This window comes from Chryseobacterium sp. HNCC26DJ241, assembly GCF_057180505.1.
In genome coordinates, this window is the sequence record NZ_JBXUGL010000028.1 from 16,057 (window position 1) to 36,809 (window position 20,753).

Genomic DNA, 20,753 nt, shown 5'->3' on the forward strand with positions numbered 1-20,753 from the left:
GATCTTAGTTGTTACTTGCTGTTTTTACTTCAGTTGTTTTAATATCCGTTCCCAATCTTTGCAAGTAAGCAATAACTGCAGTAATTTCTCTTTTTTCTAAAGGAATAAACTCTGCACCTTTTGCTTTTTTCTCATCTTCAAAATTCTTTTTAACATCAGCTGCTTCTGAGAAAATATCTTTCACAATTTTGGCAGACTGGTTATTTGCCCAAGAATCTGCGGAGTCAATTTCAGCCGGAGTGTACGGAACTTCAAAAGAGTTTTTCATAAGGAGCATCTTATCCTTCATTTTTGATCTGTCCAAAGTATTTCGGATCAACCAAGGATAACGCGGCATAATAGAACCTGCAGATGTAGATCTTGGATTATACAGATGCTTAAAGTGCCATGAACTTGGATTTTTCCCTCCTTCTCTTTGCAAATCAGGCCCTGTTCTTTTAGAACCCCATAAGAAAGGATGGTCATATACGAATTCACCAGCTTTAGAATATTGTCCGTTTTTACCATTGAAACGAATAACTTCATCACGGAACGGTCTTACCATTTGAGAATGACATGCATTACATCCTTCACGAATATATAGATCTCTTCCTTCAAGCTCTAAAGGTGAATAAGGCTTTACAGCAGAAATAGTAGGAACATTATCTTTAATGGTAAGTGTTGGTACGATTTCTAAAAACCCTCCGATTCCTATCGTAATAAAAGATAAAATGGACAAAATCACAGGCATTCTTTCTAACCATAGATGTAAACCTTCTCCTTCTTTTCTGGCATTACTTATATTCGCTAATGCAGGAGCTTCTGCAGGAACATTTTTCTGGAATGATCCTTGTCTTGCAGTAGCTATTAAATTAACCACCATCAAAATTGCACCAGAAAGATATAATAATCCTCCAAAGAATCTCATTTGATAATATGGTATAATTGCTGTTACTGTATCCAACCAGTTTTTCCAAAGCAAAGTTCCGTCAGGATTAAATTGCTTCCACATAAGACCTTGAGTAAATCCGGAAATATACATAGGTACCGCATAGAAAATAATTCCTAAAGTTCCCAACCAAAAATGCCAGTTTGCTAATTTTGTTGACCACAGTTTAGTTCTCCAAAGAATCGGAACCAAATAATAGATTACACCAAATCCAATAAAGCCATTCCATCCAAGAGCTCCTAAATGTACGTGACCAATAACCCAGTCTGTAAAGTGTCCAATTTTATTTAACGTTTTAGTTGCTAAAAGTGGCCCTTCAAAAGTTGCCATTCCATAACAAGTAACTGCAACAACAAAGAATTTCAAAATAGGATTTTCACGCACTTTATCCCAAGCTCCTCTTAATGTTAAGAGCCCATTCAACATACCTCCCCAAGACGGAGCAATAAGCATTATGGAAAATCCAGTTCCCAAAGCTTGAGCCCAAGCTGGTAAAGCAGTATACTGCAAGTGGTGAGGTCCCGCCCAGATATAAACAAAAATCAGGGACCAAAAGTGGATAATGGAAAGTTTATATGAAAATACAGGTCTGTCTGCAGCTTTTGGAAGATAATAATACATTAATCCTAAAACCGGAGTTGTAAGTACGAATGCTACTGCATTATGTCCGTACCACCATTGTACTAAAGCGTCTTTTACTCCAGCATATACAGAATACGATTTCCATCCTGTGAAAGACAATGGAACTTCAAGATTATTAAAAAGGTGAAGCATCAATACTGCAATCCACGTTCCGATATAGAACCAAATCGCAACATATAAATGTCTAACTCTTCTTTTAGCAATTGTTCCAAACATATTAATACCAAATAACAACCAAGAAAAAGCGATCAAAATATCTATTGGCCACTCATGCTCTGCATATTCTTTTGAAGTGCTGATTCCCATTAGAAAAGTAATCACCACAGAAACAATCATAAGCTGCCATGTCCAGAAATGAATCCAAGAAAGTGCATCGCTGTACATTCTTGTCTTTAAAAGTCTTTGCAGAGAATAATAAATCCCTGCGTAAACATAATTACAAACAAATGCAAAAATCACAGCACTTGTATGCAGCATTCTGATACGTCCGAAACCAAATGCACCTTGAGTATTAATTAGTCCTTCCATGTTACCGGAAGACAAACTTTTGATCGTTGTATCATCCGTACCAAAGAAAAATTCTGGAAGTTCAGGATAAAAAAGCATTAATGCCGCAGTAAGCCCCAATAAAAAACCTACAATTCCAAATACAACTGTAGCTATGAGAAACGCTCGCACAATACTGTTGTCATAACTAAACTTTTGTGTTTCCATATAACTGATTATCTTTTAACTTTTAAAACTTTTTGTTCACTTTTCATCCTCTTTATTTGTGCATTCTTCATCTTTTGTCTCATCATCCAATAATATCCTTACAGCAGGTGACTCATCATCTTCAAATTGTCCTTTTTTTGCATTCACAATGAAAATGATAAGGAAAACTACAGCTAAAGAAACGCTGCATAATATCATAAGATAAAGTATATCCATATCTATTGCAAAATTATGAACTTATGAGCGCCCAAATTTAGTGAAAAATAATGATTTTAGTCAGCTAATGTTAATTTATGTTAATTTAAAACGCTTCTAAATAACAATACACTCTACCAATCAAAAATATTTCCGAGAACGAACCCAAGTTGCAAGAGATGTAAATGCTACCACTGTAATTGAACTGATAGGCATCAAAATCGCAGCTTTCAGTGGAGAAAGATTCCCTGTAACAGCAAATGACAATCCCACAATATTATACAAAAAGCTAATGACAAAAGTGATTTTTACGATAGTCATCGCATCTTTAGTCAGATCAAGATAATTTTTGATTTTAGTGAGTTTTTCTCCGTTCATAATAACGTCTGAAGAAGGAGTAAATGTATTGGTATCATCCGCAACAGCAATTCCTACATTGCTTTGTTTCAGTGCACCTGCATCATTCAGCCCATCTCCGAACATGGCAACTTTTTGGTTTTTATTTTGTAGCTCCTGTATAAATTCAAGTTTGTTTTCAGGACTTTGATTGAAACGCATTTGTGAAACATTCGGAGCTTTTTCTTTGAGAAAATGTTCTTCCGAAGAATTATCGCCACTTAATATATCAATTTGATAATCATTAAGTTGTCTAAACATTTCTCCTAAATTCTCACGATATTCATTTTTGAAAACATATTTTCCAAGAAAGGTCTCATTCTTTTTGATGTAGACTGCGGTCTCCAGATTTTCTGCGTTTTCTCCCACAAATTTTGCAGAACCAATTTGATAATGATTGCTTCTCACATCAGCTTCATACCCTTTTCCGGAAATTTCCTTAAAATTTTCAATTAGTAAATACTCATCTTCCAAAGGAAGAAATTCGTACAAGGATTTTGACAATGGATGGTTGGAATTTTTCAGTAAAGACTTAATATTTTTCAAATCAAATTCCTGAATATCAGTTCCTATAAAACTAATTTGAGCCTTTTTATTGTATGTGATAGTTCCTGTTTTATCAAAAACCAACGTATCAATTTTGGCTAATTTTTCAATCGTCAAAGTATCCTTTACATAAAATTTATTCCTGCCCAAAATTCTCATTATATGCCCAAGAGTAAATGGAGCAGAAAGCGCCAAAGCGCATGGACAAGCCACAATAAGAATAGCCGAAACTACCTGGAACATTTTTTCAGTATCTATTCTTGCCCAATAAATTGCGGAAAGCAAAGTAATCCCTAAAATAATGAATGTGAAATATTTACTGATGTGATTTGTGAGTGTATCAAGTCCGGTTTCGTATTTTTTGAAGGCTTCCTTGTTCCAAAGTTGTGTAAGATAACTTTGATCTACATTTTTGATCACTTCCAGTTCCAGAACAGAACCAATTTGTTTCCCACCTGCAAAAATCTTGTCTCCCGGATTTTTTTGAACGGTAGCACTTTCTCCGGTAATGAAGCTGTTATCAATATTTCCGTCACCATTTATCAAAACGGAATCTACCGGAATAATTTCCTGATTTCGAACTAAAATTCTGTCTCCTATTTTAAGCTCTGAAAGTAGAATATTCTGTTGTTTTCCTCCGGTTTCCAATTTTGTTACTGCAATCGGGTAAAAAGATTTATAATCCCGGTCATAAGAAAGTGCACTATATGTTCTTTTCTGAAAAGTTTTTCCCAAAAGCATGAAAAACAAAAGTCCACACAAAGTATCAAAATACCCTGGTCCGTAATCTGTAAGCACTTCATAAATGCTTCTTCCGTACAAAACCAAAATTCCCAGAACAATAGGAACGTCAATATTCACGATTTTGTTTTTGAGACCAAACCATGCCGATTTGAAATAATCTGATGCAGAATAAAAAACAACCGGAGTTGCGAGCAAAAACATCAGAAAACGGAATAAGTGTTTGTATTTCAGCATCCAAAAATCTTCACCACCAATGTATTCCGGAAAGCTAAAAAACATACCGTTTCCGAAAGCAAAACCGGCTACTGCCAGTTTTATAAGCAGCGACTTATCCAGATATTCTTCTTTTTTATCCGCAGTTTCAAGATTAATGACGGGTTTGTAGCCAAGATTGGTAAGAAATTTTGCAAGTTCGCTCAATTTCATTTCATTGTGGTTGAAAGAAATCTGAAGTGTTTTTCTTGTAAAATGTACCTGAGAATATTTGATATTCTTGTTCAATGTATGAAGGCTTTCTAAAAGCCAGATACATGAAGAGCAATGAATTACCGGAATTTTAAATGTAACCAAAGATGTATTGCCTTCGGAAAAATCTGTAACTCTCTCAAAAATTTCCGGCGTATCCAGATAATCGAATTGCGAAGTATTTTCATCGGGTCTGATTCCGGATTGCTTATTCAGTTCATAAAAATTCCCTAAATTATTTATATTCAGGATTTCATAAACCGATTTGCATCCATTACAACAAAATAATTTTTCATCAAAAAGAATATTCTCTTTGTCGATTTTTTGCCCACAGTGGAAACAATTTTCTGATACTTTGCTATTCATTTCTGATTTGCAAAATTATAACAAAATTATTTGCCTTTGGCATCAAAAAACTCTATTTTTGCTAACAAATGTCATATTAATGTCTTTAGAAAAGCAGATCGCTATAGAAAAAAACCTGATTGAAGCCTTTGATATTGAAGAACTAAAAAAAAGACTTCAAAAGGAAGACTATGAACAGATTACTGCCACGAAAAAAAACCTTAGCTTTCAGAAAGGAGAAATTATTTTTGAAGATGGCGAATTCCCCAAAGGTGTGTATTTCATAAAAAAAGGAACAGCAAAACTCTCCAAATCCGGAGCTTACGGAAAAGATCAAATCCTTCGTTTTATAAAAGAAAATGATATGATCGGATATCGCTCTTTACTTTGTGGAGAGCCTTTCCAAGCCAAAGCCGAAGCTATGACAGATTTGGAAGCTACGTTTTTGTCTTCCGAAGTTTTTCTTCATCTTTTAGAAGTAGATCCCAAACTTTCGTATGCTATGCTTCAGAAAATTGCGTATGAACTGGGAGAATCTTCTAATACCATTACTTTTCTTGCACAAAAAACAGTACGAGAAAGACTTGCAGAAGTTTTACTTTTATTAGAACAAAAATTGGGTACTGATCCGGAAGGTTTTATCAAAATTTCTCTCACAAGAGAAGAAATTGCAAACCTCATCGGAACGGCTACAGAAAGTGCCATTCGTTTGATTTCCGAATTCAAGTCCGACAAATTGATTGAAGTAGACGGCAGAAACTTCAAAATCCTGAATCACGAAAAACTGATTAAATTGGGGCATGTTATCATTTAGTTGTATTCAATGAAAACTGCTCATTTACAACATTTAACTTATTATCCAAAACAATGTCTGTACATTCCGAAATAAAAAAAGTAACCACCGAAACTTTGCGAAAAATGAAATTCGACAAAGAAAAAATCTCGATGATTACTGCCTATGATTTTACTACTGCAAAAATGGTGGATGCAGGTGGTGTAGATGCTATTTTGGTGGGAGATTCAGCTTCTAATGTAATGGCCGGCTACGAAACTACTTTGCCCATTACTTTAGATCAAATGATTTATCATGCGCAAAGTGTAGTTCGTGGGGTGAACAGAGCTTTGGTAGTAGTAGATTTACCTTTCGGAACATATCAGAGTAATCCTGAAAAAGCATTGGAATCTGCCGTAAGAATTATGAAAGAATCTGAAGCTCATGCTATAAAACTAGAAGGAGGAAAAGAGGTTTCAAAGTCCATCAAAAAAATCATCAATGCGGGAATTCCTGTAATGGGACATTTGGGTCTAACACCACAATCCATTTACCAGTTCGGAACCTACAAAGTAAGAGCAAAGGAAGAAGCGGAAGCAGAAAAATTGATGAATGATGCCAAACTTTTAGAAAAACTAGGTTGTTTTGCTTTGGTTTTAGAAAAAATTCCTTCCGAGTTGGCTAAAAAAGTTTCGGAAAGCATTTCTATCCCTACAATTGGAATCGGAGCAGGATCTCACTGTGATGGGCAGGTTTTAGTGTATCATGATATGGTAGGAATGAATAAAGATTTTACTCCAAAATTCTTAAGACGATATTTGGATTTGTATACCGAAATTACCGGAGCTGTCGCACAGTATGTAAAAGATGTGAAGGATGTAAATTTTCCGAATGAAAAAGAGAGCTATTAAAACAATTTATTTTATAGCCTTTCTTATTCTGTTAGTAAACTGCAATTCTCAAAAAGTAGTTTTCGGAACTATGGAAATGCATACAGATAAAGATTCCTTAAAATCTAAAGAAAAGGTAAATTTCATCAAGAAAATTGATTTTTCTGATTTTAAAGCCAAAATAATTTCAGATAAAAATTTGAAGTTAAATTATCGGTTTCTTAGTCCCGAAAAAAATGATCCTCAAAAAAAGTACCCTCTTATCCTTGTATTTCATGGTTCCGGAGCAATAGGAAATGATAATGAAAAGCAAATGGGTGTTTTATCCAAATTATGGTTACTTCCAGAAAATAGAAAAAAATATCCGGCTTATGTTTTGTCTCCACAATTCCCGGTAAGATCTTCTAATTATCATATTGATGAAACACGAAATGTAAATGTATCTGAATCAAATGAATATTTGGATGTACTTTTGTCTCATATAGATTCTCTTAAACAGGAATATAATATAGATGAAAACAGAATTTATGCAATAGGATTTTCAATGGGAGGTTCAACAACATCTAATGCTTTATCTAAACGACCAAATCTATTTGCTGCCGGAATTAATATTTCGGGAGTTTCAGAATTTGACAAGATAAATGAAATATCAAAAATCCCGATTTGGATCATTCATGGAAGTTTGGATACAGAAAATCCTTCACAAAGTAACATTGTATTTTTTAACGAATTTTCTTCAAAAGGGAAAATTGCATTTTGGCAATATCAGGATAAATATCATAATAATATTTTTTGTGAAGAACTATTAAATGAAATTCCTAACTGGCTTTTTAAACAAGTAAAAAGCCGATAATTTAAACCTAAATTCTACATTAGAATAACCATTTTTGGTGATAAAAAAAAGGCTGTCCAAAATTGGACAGCCTCTCTTTTGCGGTTTTTGTTGTTTTAAAATTATTTTTTGATAATTTTTACAACTGTATTAGAATCATTAATTCTTACTAAATATGCTCCGGAAATCAATCCTGAAAGATCGGTTTGTTTGTTTACAAACTTGCCTTCTTTTACCAATTGACCAGCCATATTGTAGACTTGATAATAATACTCTTTACTATCTTTTGCATCAATATACAGAAGATCTTGAACAGGATTAGGGAAAACCGTAAGTTTATCCTGCTTCACCAGTTCTTCAACCTTTGTGGTTGTTAATACATCCGTCGCTTTTTGGACTCCGGCATTGGTAACAGGAATACCCGGTAATGGACCTCTTGGTATACCATTATCTTCTTGTTTTACACATCTGCAATTCATTGCTGCATAAGGATCTATATCTGTATATTTTACAAGAATTCTGGAATGTCTGTCAAAACTCATATAGGTAGCTCTTCCTGTAAGATTTTGCTGTAAATTAGCATACCATATTCCCCCAAATTCGAGGTTAGGATCAATTATACTATTTAATGCTTCTGTATTTGTTACAAGTCTTTTGCCTCTAATATGACCTTTAGGGTAATTCCCTACATTGTATAAACTATTATTGAATACAAACCCTACTGTCCTATCACCATTAGTATAGGTAGACCATGGCAAATGAGAAATGACTGAACCGTAATAACCTGTTTCAGAAGGGCCAACAATTTGACCGATTTTTGTCTGACCACCTTCTTGATATGTTATATATTCAGGGTTGTTTTTTAAGCTCCAAGGTGAAGATTTTGTAGGAGTTGTTCCAGTCTCGGGAATTCTCCAGCCATTGGGACAAGGATCAAATACCGATTTTTTACCTCCCAATCCCCATCTTTCTGCATATAAACCATGATAGTTAGTATCAAATAACCAGTCGGAACCAAGAATATAATCTATGTCAGAACGTGTAGGATATTTAACCGTTGGCATCATAAACTTCAGCGGGTTGGCTACAGAATAACCCAGTATTTTTTCTATTCTTACATCTATTTTATCAGCTGCGCTTTTATAAGCATCATAATTCACTACATTATTTGAAATAAAAGTAGCTTCCGATAAAGTTGAATATGTTACAGTTCCATTGTTATTGGTACTACCGGTAAATACATTAAATTTATTAGTATTATCAATAACTATTGGTGCTACTTTAGTAAAAGTAGGTAACGGGTCTTTTCTACCCCATTGATAATGTAACCCTTGTGAATTATTCAGTTGTAGCTGGCTGGCTGATGAATATGGATAAACATAAGAGGTTGGCATAACATCTATGGCTCCCAAGTTTCTATCCATGATGGTTGTTTTCATAATGGTTCCATACTGCGTATAATTCACATAATTATCTGTAGCAATAGGCGTATCATTTGTATAGGTTACAGAATTTACAGCAGTATTGGTTACCCAAATATGCCAACTCCAATACACCGGATTATTAATTGAACCATTATGCAAGGTAACTACTGCATTTCCGGCTGTATTCGCCTTTATTTTAACGTTGATATTAGCCTCTTTGGAAGACGGATTATCTATCGTTAATTCCGGTATTAAAAGTTGATTATCTGTCCAAAGGACATTTGCTTTTAAATTATCAAAATTTGAAGGATTTAAAATCTGCGCATTGCCCAAATAATTACTTTGTACAGAAAAGGCTTTACTTACAGGGATAGAGATTACTTGGTCTGCAGTAGATTTTGTAATCATGTAACTATTAGGATTATCTAATCCTACTAAGTATGTTTCCGTTTCAGTAAAAAATGTAGTGGGAAAATCATAATTATTTTTTACAAATAATGGATCTTTGATACATCTACATGCATGGGCGTTGTTCGTTGCATAACTATGGGCAGGATTATAAACGTACAGGCCATATACATTAGGATAATTAGGAGCATCCGGTTGATAGTTGGCTGCTATCTGATCTGCTGCCGGAATTAATCTTAATGCACTGGCTACTGATGAATAACCACTAACGGTAGTCATGGTTGCAGTCCACAGATAGGTTTCGAGCTGGTCTGTATGGGATGCTTTCTCATGATAGGTGCCATCACTACTTAACCCTCGTCCTATCCAACCGGTTCCTGGGAATATCCCTATGTTGTTGCCTGCCACATTGGTCATATCAAAACCATATTGTGGATATACTTTTATACCGGCAAGATAGGGTTTTAAATTGGACAACCCCGGAAAAACATTTGATACACCTTTAGATGACACATGTAAAGCTGAAAGCGGGCTATTTGTTTTAGGACCAAAAGGGGTAAAATCCATTCTTACATCTTTTGAAAATGAAGCAACTAACATCGAAGGCAATCTCCATCCATTAGGACATGGATCATATGAAGATTTATTTCTATAAGATTGTGGAACTGTAATATCTGTTGCTTGTACTCCTTTGGAATTATCTGACCATAAATTAACTTTACTTAATTCGTTGATTTGTAATCCATCAACCTGCCCAAACCAATTGTAATAGTGCGTACCATAGTCAGAGATACCATAGGTAGATAATACGGGATTAATACCATTAGACGCATCATCTTTTACATAAATCAGACTTAAAGGTTTTTTTATGGAAATTTCGATATTATCTTTAATTTTCGCTTCTGACTTATTTACAAAAGTTATTAGACTATTAAAGTTTTTATAGTCATTAAAAGGACTGTTTGTAAAATTTAATCTTGGCTTTGCTTCGTCATGTACAATTTTTCCTAAACTACCTGTTATTTGATAATAACTGGCATCACTATTCTCCAATGATGGAAAAGGATCTTTTCTACCCCATTGGTACACGAGACCTCCATTTCTATTCCAACCATCCCCATTAAGAGAATTGCCAATAGCTCCAAGATTTCTGTCCATCCAACCCCATTCAGTATTAGGAATAGTTTCTACGGTTCCATTAGCCAATTCCCTTTTTACATCATCATAACTTTTATAGGTAGAACCATTTGTTGGATCATCAGTTACCCAAATATGCCAAGACCAATAAACTTCTCCGTTTACTTTATAGGCGATAACCGCATTTCCTTCTTTTACTTTATTGATAGGTACTTTTATTTCTGCCTCTTCACCAGTTCCTACAATTGTTAAGGCATAATTTGCTTGAGACTTTATCAATCCCATATTATCTTCCCACAATACATCCGCAGTTATTGTTCCGGCAGGTATATCTGTACCTTTCATATAATTTCCGTTTCTCCACATAACATACGCTTTTTTTACTGGGATATAAAGACCATCTACGTCTGCACCATCATATTTTCCTGTAGCTGGATTAAATGCTTTTCCGGTAAAAATATAGCTATTAGGTGCTTTTGTCCAGTCTATAGAGGTATTTACATTAATAGTTCCTTGTAAACTTACCTGTCCGCATCCTCCTGTAGTAGAAACGGAATAATTGAAAGTACCAGAAACAGTAGGAGTTCCGCTTATAGTTACATCTGTTCCGTTTACTACTGCTGTTACTCCTGCCGGAAGCCCAGTTACAGTAGCTCCTGTAGCTCCATCAAATGTATAAACGATAGAAGAAATAGGAGTAGTTGTATCTACTGTTTGTGCATTTGAGCCTGATGTCAATACCAAACTAGCATTAGGGTTTACCGTTACGGTCATAGTTGCAGTTGTAGCACATTGTCCTGCATCTGGTGTAAAGGTATATTCGGTAGTTGCTTGGTTATTAATAGCGGGAGACCATGTTCCAGTAATATTATTGTTAGAAGTTGTAGGTAAAGTAAATGTACCTCCCACACAGATTGGAGTTACTTGGTTGAAAGTTGGTGTAACCAATGTTGTACATCCACCACTACCATAACATAGTTGCTGGATAGGAGTCAAAAACATATGGATAGCCGGTACAACATTATTTGATACTTCCACAGTAACATTATCAGTTGTGTATGCATTATAACTTGCAGAAATTTTATAAGCCATGCCTTCTGTAGAAAGGTTAGAATGAAGTTGGTCATATAGCAAGACTCCATTTGCATGAAATAATTTAACTCTCACGTTATTACCCGACCACTGATTTACAGGAATGTAAATAGTATAATTCGCGCCATTTCTATTCATACAAATACCCTTGGCCTTATCCGCACATTGCTCTTGTTTAGTAAAGTCATTCCATTGATCTTCCGGTAAAGCCGCCAATGTTTTGGTAATAGGTACGTTGGTAGCACTACTCAATTCATAGGTCAATGTTTGATCCCACCATGGTCTGCAATCAACTTTTATGTAATAATAGTTAGCACCGTTTTTAGTTATGGTTTTCAGTTCACTAGCCGCTATATTACCCTCAACCTGTAAATTACCATTGAGCGCATATACTCGATATTTCAAACTGTTAATGTTCCATGTGCCATCAGCAGGGAAAACCATCTCTGCATTACCATTGTGTAGGCGGGTCATACAGACATCTGTTTTGGGTGCACAACTTTGATTTAAACTCGCTGCATCCCATTGATCTTGCGGCAAAGCTGCCAAAGTTTTGGTAATAGGTACGTTGGTAGCACTGCTTAATTCATAGGTCAATGTCTGATCCCACCATGGACTACAATTAACTTTTATATAATAGTAATTTGCCCCATTTTTGGTAATTGTTTTCAGTTCACTTGCAGTTATATTATTCTCAACTTGTAAATTGCCATTCAGAGCGTAAGCCTTAAACTTTAATCCCGCGGTATTCCATGTACCATCAGCAGGGAAAACCATCTCTGTCCAACCGTTGTGTAAACGGGTCATACAGACATCTGTTTTGGGTGCACAACTTTGATTTAAACTCGCTGCATCCCATTGATCTTGTGGCTGGGCTGCCAAAGTTTTGGTAACAGGTGCATTTGTTGCACTGCTCAATTCATAGGTCAATGTTTGATCCCAATACCCCCATGCGTTACTATTAACTTTTGCATAATAGTAATTTGTTCCATTTTTGGTAATCATTTTCAGCTCACTTGTAGGTATGCTTTGTTCAAGTAGTAAACCGCCGTTCTGGGCATACGATTTAACCTTCAATCCTGTGGTATTCCATGAGCCATCTGTCGGGATAACTATTTCGGTATAGCCATTATGCAAACGGTTGATACAAAAATCTGTCTTGGGTGCGCAACTTTGATTTAAACTCGCTGCATCCCATTGGTCTTGTGGAAGAGGTGCTAAAGTTTTGGTAACAGCTGCATTGGTGGCACTGCTTAGTTCATAGGTAAATGTCTGATTCCAATTGGAATCCCATGTACTGTAATTAACTTTTACATAATAGTAGCTTGTACCATTTTTGGTAATCGCTTTCAACCCGGTTGCAGGTATACTTTGTTCGGACTCTATACCGCCATTCATATTATATGCCCTAAACTTTAATCCGGTAGTATCCCATGTGCCATCGGCAGGGAAAACCATCTCTGCCCAACCATTATGTAGGCGGGTCATGCAGACTTCACTATTTTGTGCAATTGCTAATGCATAAAATAGTAAAAAAAAATACAGAAATCTTTTTTTCATTAATTTATAAAGTATTTGTTAATCCTACTCTATTGAAGGTTTTTCGGAATCCACCTTTTATCCTAATTCTATTAAAAAACTATTTTGTGCAAACCTATGCCCATTATGGGCAAAAAAAAATACCATAAAAATGGTATTTCCAAAAAAATTTATTATCATATAATCTTTTAGAATGATAAAAAATAAGATTTCTTATATTCAATAGTACTAATTATTGTAACGATAGTTTTTTCAGTATTTTTGGAACTTGGAATTATTTAAAAAATGACAGGTAACCAACGTTCAGATATTCAGTCTCAAATAGTATTTGAAGACAACCACCTCTTAATCATTAATAAAAAAGCAGGGCAGCTTGTTCAGGGAGATAAAACAGGTGATGAATCTCTATTGGAATCTATTAAAAATTTAATAAAAATAAGGGATCAGAAACCCGGAAATGTTTTTTTGGGTCTTGTCCACAGAATTGACCGCCCCACTTCCGGATTAGTAATTTATGCTAAAACTTCCAAAGCGCTTTCCCGTTTAACCCAAATGATAAAAAACCGGGAGATCAAAAAAACATATTGGGCAGTAGTTGCAAAAGAATGGATTCCGCAAAATCAAAGACTGGTTCATTATTTAAAGAAGAATGAAAAAAATAATAAAGCCGTAGTTTACATTAAACCAACTAACAACGCAAAAGAATCTATCCTAAATTATAAAATCCTAAAAACTTTAGATAACTACTTGCTTCTTGAAATTGATCTCGAAACTGGTCGTCATCACCAAATCCGAGCGCAACTATCAAAAATTGGAGTTCCTATAAAAGGTGATTTAAAATACGGTTCACCGCGTTCCAATCTTGATGGTGGAATCCATCTTCATGCCAGAAAATTAGAATTCATTCATCCGGTAACCAAAGAAAAAATTGAAGTTTTAGCTCCTGTTCCGCAAAATGATGCGGTTTGGAAAGCGTGTGAATAAGGATTAAAGCATTATAAAGATGCTTCGACTTTGCTCAATATGACATTTATAGTCTATTAAATCTAAGCAAAGTCGAAGAATAAAAAATTAAGGTGCAGTTGGGCTGTTTCCGTTTTCTTCTTTAGTATTTTTCAGCAAATTCGGATCTTCTTTTGCCAACTTATTTTTCGTAGGAATTTTATAATTGAAAGAAATTCCAAAATTCTGAGCATCAAAACGATTTCCCAAGAAAATATTAGAATTATTATAAAGCGTGGTTACAGCATTTCGGTTGGTTTTGAAAATGTCATTTGCAAAAACGGAAACCGTAAGCTGATCTTTCATAAATTTTTTGGTAGCTGTAATATCAAAACTTTTATACCAAGGATGTTCCATTCTATAATAATACCAATTTCCTTTTGACATTGTAGAATATGTTGCTACAAATTTTATATCTGAAGGCAAAACAACTTGCGCCATTAAGTGAAAATTCCAAAAGCCGTCATTTTTATTATTCGGAAGCTCATGAAGCTGATAACCGGTATAAAAATACAGAAAATTGATTTTATCCGGATTGAAATCAAATTTCATGATATCTTTTATCGGTTTATAAAAAATCATAAAAGGAATCGGAATTCCAAAATCAAAATTATGGATTCGCATAGACGGAATGTTGATAAATCCATTCGCAACTCCGTACACTTCCTGTCCGTTTACGAAATGATTGTCTTTAAAAAAGTAACTTTTATCGGCTACTTGTACATTCTGATCTTTTGCCACGCTTAAATTATATCCGATAAATGCATAATCAAAAGCCGAAATTTTTGCTTCAAAATTATCATAAATGGTAGGTTGCAAAAACGGATTTCCACTAAATCCGATATTCGCATTTTGATAGTTAGTATTATTCGGATTGAGGGAAGAAACAGAAGGAAGTTGAATTTTTCTATTATAATTCAGGGCAAAATAAACCTGTTTCATGAAATTATACTGCACACTTGCATTCGGAAAAAGCCAAAATTCATTGTAGGGAATTAAATCCTGAGTTAAAGTATTGGTTTCATTATCAATTGTTTTTCCGTAAATATCATATCCTTCTCCACGAAGTCCAACCGTAAAATCCATTTTTTTGAATTTTGCCTGAGCTTCCGTATACATACTTACCGTTTGTCTTTCATATTCAAGATTTTTGATTCCCGCATCTTGAGTATCAAACATCAATTTTTCGTAAAGTCCACCTACGGAAATTTTTCCTTCGTCTAATATTTTTACCGGCTGCGAATAATCTACTTTGAAATTTCCGGTCTTTTGTGTGGAATTGGTTAAGAGTGTATTATCTCTTATATAATTATTTTCTACGAAATAGCTCCCTGTTTGGTTATAATTAGACGTGTAAAGATTGTAACCTGCCTGAAAATCTAATTTTTTTGCTTTATCGTCAAATTTTACCTGATATGTTAAACTCGCATCATGACGTGTATTTTTTGTTTTCCCAAAATCTGAAGTAGTATAATTATAAACGGTCGGAACTTGGTTCACTTCTTCTCCAAATAATCCGAAACTGTTAGTTTTTGCATCATTTTTGGTAAAATTCAGGTCATAATTAGCTAAAAGTCTATCTTTTCCAATATCAAATGTAAGAGCAGTTTTTACAAAATAATTCCGCTGAGTACGATCTGTAAATGTTCCGGTGATTTTATCAATTTCACTTTGTCTATAATTTTCACCATAGTTTTGTCCCACATTCAGTTGCCATCCGAATAACGGATTTTTAGCATTTAGTAAAATGGAATTGCTGGTTCTGTTCCGGAATTTATCATAATTTGTAAACGCATATCTTCCCGTATACGTTGCAGAAAGATATTTTTTTGCATTTTTATTGGTGATGATATTGATAATTGCACCTCCCGAAGTTGCCGGAAATTCTGCTCCTGGTTTTGTGATAATTTCGATGCGATCAATAGAATTGGCGGGCATTCCTTCCAGATAAGAAGTAAGCTGATCTCCATAAATTCCAAGTGGACGACCATCCTGAAAAACATCCAACTGCTTTCCCTGATACATCATTCCTGCAACATCAGAAACAATAAGACCGGGAAGTTTTTTCACTCCTTCCATCAGTGTTCCGCTGTTCAGATGTGGCTGTTCAGAAAAATCGAAAATAGTTCTGTCTGCTTTTTGTTCTACTGCTTTTTTTGTTTTGGTAATGGTAACACCTTCTATTTTCTTTTCTTTTGTATCATTATCTTGCTTTTCTTGTGCAGAAACAATTACTGAACTTAAAAAAGATAGAGCCAAAATAGTTTTTTTCATAATATTTTTTACTACTTTGTTAGACGCAGGAAAAAATTGTTTGTTACAAAAAAATTATACAAAATACATGATTTATAACATGTTTTTCATGGCTTTTTCTTCCTGATAAATTCGGATGATCAAGATAACAAGATATATAGGAAGTATAAAAAACATGCTCTTCCATGCGTTACACAACAAAGTAATTCCTATAATTTCTGGGATAACATTCAGGAAATAGTTGGGATGGCGCACTATACGAAATAAAAATGATTTAACAATTTTATGATTAGGAGCAATGTAAAGTTTAAGCGTCCAAATATCACGCAATTCATATATTACATAAAAAAGCATAATAAAGGAGAATATTAAAAGTGCAACTCCTATTTTTGAGTATAAATTAAATTTGGCTTTACTAACCAGTGCTTCATAAAGAGAGCTGAAATATAAAAGAATATGAAAAATAGTAAGCAAATTAGAATTGAGCTTGCCATATTCAACAGCACTCTCCTTTTTTAATTTTTTTTCGTTTCTGATAGATATGAATAACGATATAAGTCTTACGAAGAAAAATAGAATAAAAAAGATAAAGATGGTTTTCATAGTTATTAAGTTTGTGATTATATAAAAGTAAAGTTTTTTAACAAAAAAAGCAGTTTCAAAATGAAACTGCTTTTTTATGATTTATTAATTTAAAATTAATTCTTTTCTTGTTGTTTGATTAAGTTTAGTGCAGAACCCGCTTTAAACCAATCAATTTGTTGGTTGTTATAAGTGTGATTTGCAACAACGATATCTTTAGTTCCGTTAGAATGAACAAACTCTAAAGTTAATTGCTTTCCTGGAGCAAACTGATCTAAATCTAAGAAGTTTACAACATCATCTTCCTGAATTTTGTCATAATCTGCCTCATTTGCAAAAGTTAAAGCCAACATTCCTTGCTTTTTAAGGTTTGTTTCGTGGATTCTTGCAAAAGATTTTACCAAAACCGCTTTTACGCCAAGATGTCTTGGTTCCATTGCAGCGTGTTCTCTTGAAGAACCTTCACCATAGTTTTGGTCTCCAACAACAATAGAAGGAATTCCGGCAGCTTTATAGGCTCTTTGTACAGCAGGAACTTCACCATATTCACCAGTTAATTGATTTTTAACGCTGTTTGTTTCCATGTTGTACGCATTTACAGCTCCAATCAACATGTTATTTGAAATATTATCAAGGTGACCTCTGTATTTTAGCCATGGTCCCGCCATAGAAATGTGGTCAGTAGTACATTTTCCGAAAGCTTTGATTAAAACTTTAGCATTTTCAATATTTTTTCCGTCCCAAGCAGGAAATTCTTCCAATAACTGAAGTCTGTCTGAAGTTGGACTAACATTTACCTGAACAGAAGAACCGTCTTCAGAAGGAGCTTGATAACCATTGTCTTCTACCGCAAATCCTTTTGATGGTAATTCAAATCCTTTTGGTTCATCCAGTTTTACCTGTTCACCATTTTGGTTAGTTAAAGTATCAGTAATCGGATTAAAATCTAATCTCCCTGAAATTGCTACTGCAGCTACCATTTCCGGAGATGCTACGAAAGCATGAGTATTTGGGTTTCCATCTGCTCTTTTTGCAAAGTTTCTGTTGAAAGAGTGAATGATGGAATTTTTTTCTTGTTTTTCTGCACCTTCTCTGTCCCATTGTCCAATACATGGTCCACAAGCATTGGTGAAAATTCTGGTGTTTTCAAATTTTCTGAAAGAATCTAAGAATCCGTCTCTTTCTGCTGTAAATTTTACTTGTTCAGAACCTGGGTTGATTCCTAAAATTGCTTTTGGTTTTACACCTTTTGCAACAGCATCTTCTACAATAGAAGCAGCTCTTGAAAGATCTTCATAAGAAGAATTGGTACAAGAACCAATAAGAGCCCATTCAACTTCAAGAGGCCAACCGTTTGCTTCAGCTTTAGCTCTGAATTCAGAAACAGGAGTTGCTAAATCCGGAGTAAAAGGACCATTTAAATGAGGAGTCAATTCAGAAAGGTTGATTTCAATTACCTGATCAAAATATTGTTCAGGATTTGCATATACTTCAGCATCACCTGTTAAATGTTCTGCTACTTTATCTGCTGCATCTACCACATCTTGTCTTCCTGTAGCAGCTAAATATCTTCTCATGGAATCGTCGTACCCAAAAGTAGAAGTGGTAGCTCCAATTTCAGCACCCATGTTACAAATCGTTCCTTTTCCTGTTGCTGAAAGAGATTCTGCACCTTCTCCGAAATATTCTACGATACATCCTGTTCCTCCTTTTACGGTAAGAATTCCTGCCACTTTTAAGATAACATCTTTTGCAGAAGTCCAGCCGCTCATTTTACCGGTTAATTTTACACCGATCAATTTAGGCATTTTCAATTCCCAAGCCATTCCTGCCATTACGTCTACTGCATCTGCACCACCAACACCAATAGCAACCATTCCAAGACCTCCTGCATTTACTGTATGAGAATCGGTACCGATCATCATTCCGCCAGGAAAAGCATAATTTTCCAAAACTACCTGATGGATAATACCAGCTCCCGGTTTCCAGAAACCGATTCCATATTTATCACAAACAGAACTCAAAAAATTAAAAACTTCTGAGTTTTTATTAACAGCTTCCTGTAAATCTTTATCCGCTCCTACTTTTGCCTGAATAAGGTGGTCTGCGTGTGCTGTGGAAGGAACCGCCACTTTTGCTTTCCCGGCTTGCATAAATTGTAAAAGCGCCATTTGTGCAGTTGCATCTTGCATTGCTACTCTGTCCGGAGCAAAATCTACATAAGAGTTTCCTCTCTCATATGCTTGTGTAGCATTACCCTCCCAAAGGTGGGCATATAATATTTTTTCTGATAATGTAAGAGGCTTTCCTACCACTTTTCTTGCTGCTGCAATTCTTTCAGGATAGCGCTCGTACACTTTTTTAATCATGTCAAGGTCAAAGATCATATTATATGTTTTAGTTTTAAAAAATGATTTTTATGAATTTCCAAAATTACAAATTTTTAAAAAGTTTTATTGTTAAAATCATTTAGAATAAATATAAATTAACAATTAAAGAAATCTATTTTTTGTAATTTCGCTAAAGAAAATATTAATGAAATTACTTTAGAAATTGAGATTTGCTGCTTATTTTAAATTTTTTATAATTCTCCTCATATTATTGGGAATCGGAATTTTTTATTATCTTTTCGATCCTGCAAAAGAATCTTCTTTTTTAAGATGCCCATTTAAATCATTAACAGGATTGGATTGTCCCGGTTGTGGATCTCAAAGAGCGTTTCATGAATTACTGCATCTGAATGTCCCAAAAGCCTTTCATTACAACCCTCTTTTTGTAATAATGATTCCATATACATTGCTTTTTTCCGTTTTTCAGATAGAGGATATTAAAACCAAATTTCCTAAAGCTAAAAAACTACTTTTTGGAAAAAAAATGATATACATTATCATATTTATAATATTGTTATTTTTTGTTTTCAGAAATCTTTAGTTTCTAATTTTGGCAATACTTTTGTAAAGTGATCTATATGAAGAAAATATTGAATTTGGTATTTATAATTCTATCTGTATTTGCATTTGCTCAAACTAAAAAAACAGTAAAAAAGGCAAAAACCAATAAAAGTATTCAGGCAAAAAAATCGACCAATCAGGATTTGATTAAGATCAATGATTCTATCCCTGATCTTATTCCGCAAAGAATAGATGGAAAACTGGGGTATGTAAATCAGAAAGGAAAAACAATTATCCAACCGGAATACAAATTCGGAACATTTTTTTGGGAAGACTGCAATCTGCTGAATTCTCCCAATGAAAAAATCAGAAAATTCGGAACCAAAGATTTCGCATCCGTTTCAACGGAAAATATGGATTACAGAATAAATAAAGCCGGAGAAAAAGTATACACCTTCAAAAGTGAGGATTTAGGAAAATGCCCAATCGTACATAAAAAGCAGATTTTCCAGCCTTATTTTCTTCATGGCTTTTACGGAATTGTGGATGCCACAAAATTTGACAATCCTCAAGATTATAAACAATATCAGATCTATCCGCAATATCAATACCTTTATATAATGGAAGGTGATGATCTTAAAAATCCGATGATTATTGCTTCATCAAATGACAGATTCGGAATTATAGATATATACAACAGGATAATCATACCTTTTGAATACAGCGATATAAAGCGAAACTACAGTTGGAAAATGGGCAGAATGTTCGAAGTGACCAAAGATGGAAAAAACTATTATTTTATAGATTCAAAAAATAAAGCATATTAATTATATTTTGTAATTTTGTATTAGAAATTAAAGGGGTGCTGTAAAAAGCTGAGATTATACCCAATGAACCTGGAACAGGTAATGCTGTTTAGGGAAACATTCATTATAATTGATGAATGATAAGTGATA

At 34.4% G+C, this 20,753-nt stretch carries 13 protein-coding genes; 6 read left to right on the forward strand and 7 right to left on the reverse strand.

Annotation, left to right across the window (positions count from 1 at the left end; translation table 11 throughout):
* Window positions 1–4: 4 nt before the first annotated feature.
* The 3 genes from ccoN to AC2A1C_RS12460 all read right to left on the reverse strand — a co-directional run bounded on the left by ccoN (window position 5) and on the right by AC2A1C_RS12460 (window position 4,996).
* Window positions 5–2,284: a cytochrome-c oxidase, cbb3-type subunit I gene (gene ccoN / locus AC2A1C_RS12450; RefSeq protein ID WP_484026073.1), complete on the reverse strand. Its 2,280-nt coding sequence runs from the start codon at window positions 2,282–2,284 to the stop codon at window positions 5–7.
* 36 nt (window positions 2,285–2,320) lie between these two features.
* A complete protein-coding gene (ccoS, locus tag AC2A1C_RS12455; protein ID WP_484026074.1) occupies window positions 2,321–2,500 on the reverse strand; it encodes a cbb3-type cytochrome oxidase assembly protein CcoS in 180 nt (59 codons plus the stop codon).
* Between the two features lie 120 nt (window positions 2,501–2,620).
* Window positions 2,621–4,996 (reverse strand): heavy metal translocating P-type ATPase, encoded by a 2,376-nt coding sequence (locus tag AC2A1C_RS12460; protein ID WP_484026076.1) that lies wholly within the window; start codon window positions 4,994–4,996, stop codon window positions 2,621–2,623.
* A gap of 79 nt (window positions 4,997–5,075) precedes the next feature.
* Here AC2A1C_RS12460 and AC2A1C_RS12465 point away from each other — a divergent pair, with 79 nt between their 5' ends.
* From AC2A1C_RS12465 to AC2A1C_RS12475, 3 genes are read left to right on the forward strand one after another with little or no spacing between them, the layout of a single operon-like run.
* A complete protein-coding gene (locus AC2A1C_RS12465) occupies window positions 5,076–5,789 on the forward strand; it encodes a Crp/Fnr family transcriptional regulator (protein WP_484026077.1) in 714 nt (237 codons plus the stop codon).
* 53 nt (window positions 5,790–5,842) lie between these two features.
* On the forward strand, window positions 5,843–6,658 hold the full coding sequence (panB, locus tag AC2A1C_RS12470; protein WP_484026078.1) for a 3-methyl-2-oxobutanoate hydroxymethyltransferase: 816 nt from the start codon (window positions 5,843–5,845) through the stop codon (window positions 6,656–6,658).
* Window positions 6,639–7,490, forward strand: coding sequence for a carboxylesterase family protein (locus AC2A1C_RS12475; protein ID WP_484026079.1), 852 nt, complete (start codon window positions 6,639–6,641; stop codon window positions 7,488–7,490). Before panB ends, AC2A1C_RS12475 begins: the two co-directional genes overlap by 20 nt.
* A 101-nt stretch (window positions 7,491–7,591) precedes the next feature.
* Here AC2A1C_RS12475 and AC2A1C_RS12480 read toward each other — a convergent pair whose 3' ends face one another.
* A complete protein-coding gene (locus AC2A1C_RS12480; protein ID WP_484026080.1) occupies window positions 7,592–13,090 on the reverse strand; it encodes a T9SS type A sorting domain-containing protein in 5,499 nt (1,832 codons plus the stop codon).
* A 264-nt stretch (window positions 13,091–13,354) separates the two neighbouring features.
* Between AC2A1C_RS12480 and AC2A1C_RS12485 the strand changes: the two genes are divergently transcribed.
* Window positions 13,355–14,053 (forward strand): RluA family pseudouridine synthase, encoded by a 699-nt coding sequence (locus tag AC2A1C_RS12485; RefSeq protein WP_484026081.1) that lies wholly within the window; start codon window positions 13,355–13,357, stop codon window positions 14,051–14,053.
* An 87-nt stretch (window positions 14,054–14,140) separates the two neighbouring features.
* Here AC2A1C_RS12485 and AC2A1C_RS12490 read toward each other — a convergent pair whose 3' ends face one another.
* From AC2A1C_RS12490 to AC2A1C_RS12500, 3 genes are all read right to left on the reverse strand, one after another.
* Window positions 14,141–16,345, reverse strand: a complete 2,205-nt coding sequence (locus AC2A1C_RS12490; RefSeq protein WP_484026082.1) for a TonB-dependent receptor domain-containing protein — start codon at window positions 16,343–16,345, stop codon at window positions 14,141–14,143.
* A 72-nt stretch (window positions 16,346–16,417) separates the two neighbouring features.
* The gene (locus tag AC2A1C_RS12495) at window positions 16,418–16,927 is read right to left on the reverse strand and encodes an isoprenylcysteine carboxyl methyltransferase family protein (RefSeq protein WP_484026084.1); all 510 of its coding nucleotides are present in this window, start codon (window positions 16,925–16,927) and stop codon (window positions 16,418–16,420) included.
* Window positions 16,928–17,022: 95 nt separating this feature from the next.
* On the reverse strand, window positions 17,023–19,293 hold the full coding sequence (locus AC2A1C_RS12500; protein ID WP_484026085.1) for an aconitate hydratase: 2,271 nt from the start codon (window positions 19,291–19,293) through the stop codon (window positions 17,023–17,025).
* 298 nt (window positions 19,294–19,591) lie between these two features.
* On the opposite strand from AC2A1C_RS12500, the gene AC2A1C_RS12505 reads away from it, so the two are divergent.
* Window positions 19,592–19,837 carry a DUF2752 domain-containing protein gene (locus AC2A1C_RS12505; protein ID WP_484026095.1) on the forward strand — a complete coding sequence of 82 codons (246 nt, stop codon included), beginning with the start codon at window positions 19,592–19,594 and terminating at the stop codon, window positions 19,835–19,837.
* 37 nt (window positions 19,838–19,874) lie between these two features.
* Window positions 19,875–20,624 carry a WG repeat-containing protein gene (locus AC2A1C_RS12510; RefSeq protein ID WP_484026086.1) on the forward strand — a complete coding sequence of 250 codons (750 nt, stop codon included), beginning with the start codon at window positions 19,875–19,877 and terminating at the stop codon, window positions 20,622–20,624.
* Window positions 20,625–20,753 lie beyond the last annotated feature (129 nt).

Excerpts from the sequence above, each read along its gene's own strand:
- ccoN (WP_484026073.1), bottom strand. The coding sequence starts at position 2,284 with ATGGAAACACAAAAGTTTAGTTATGACAACAGTATTGTGCGAGCGTTT.
- ccoS (WP_484026074.1), bottom strand. The coding sequence starts at position 2,500 with ATGGATATACTTTATCTTATGATATTATGCAGCGTTTCTTTAGCTGTA.
- AC2A1C_RS12460 (WP_484026076.1), bottom strand. The coding sequence starts at position 4,996 with ATGAATAGCAAAGTATCAGAAAATTGTTTCCACTGTGGGCAAAAAATC.
- AC2A1C_RS12465 (WP_484026077.1), top strand. The coding sequence starts at position 5,076 with ATGTCTTTAGAAAAGCAGATCGCTATAGAAAAAAACCTGATTGAAGCC.
- panB (WP_484026078.1), top strand. The coding sequence starts at position 5,843 with ATGTCTGTACATTCCGAAATAAAAAAAGTAACCACCGAAACTTTGCGA.
- AC2A1C_RS12475 (WP_484026079.1), top strand. The coding sequence starts at position 6,639 with ATGAAAAAGAGAGCTATTAAAACAATTTATTTTATAGCCTTTCTTATT.
- AC2A1C_RS12480 (WP_484026080.1), bottom strand. The coding sequence starts at position 13,090 with ATGAAAAAAAGATTTCTGTATTTTTTTTTACTATTTTATGCATTAGCA.
- AC2A1C_RS12485 (WP_484026081.1), top strand. The coding sequence starts at position 13,355 with ATGACAGGTAACCAACGTTCAGATATTCAGTCTCAAATAGTATTTGAA.
- AC2A1C_RS12490 (WP_484026082.1), bottom strand. The coding sequence starts at position 16,345 with ATGAAAAAAACTATTTTGGCTCTATCTTTTTTAAGTTCAGTAATTGTT.
- AC2A1C_RS12495 (WP_484026084.1), bottom strand. The coding sequence starts at position 16,927 with ATGAAAACCATCTTTATCTTTTTTATTCTATTTTTCTTCGTAAGACTT.
- AC2A1C_RS12500 (WP_484026085.1), bottom strand. The coding sequence starts at position 19,293 with ATGATCTTTGACCTTGACATGATTAAAAAAGTGTACGAGCGCTATCCT.
- AC2A1C_RS12510 (WP_484026086.1), top strand. The coding sequence starts at position 19,875 with ATGAAGAAAATATTGAATTTGGTATTTATAATTCTATCTGTATTTGCA.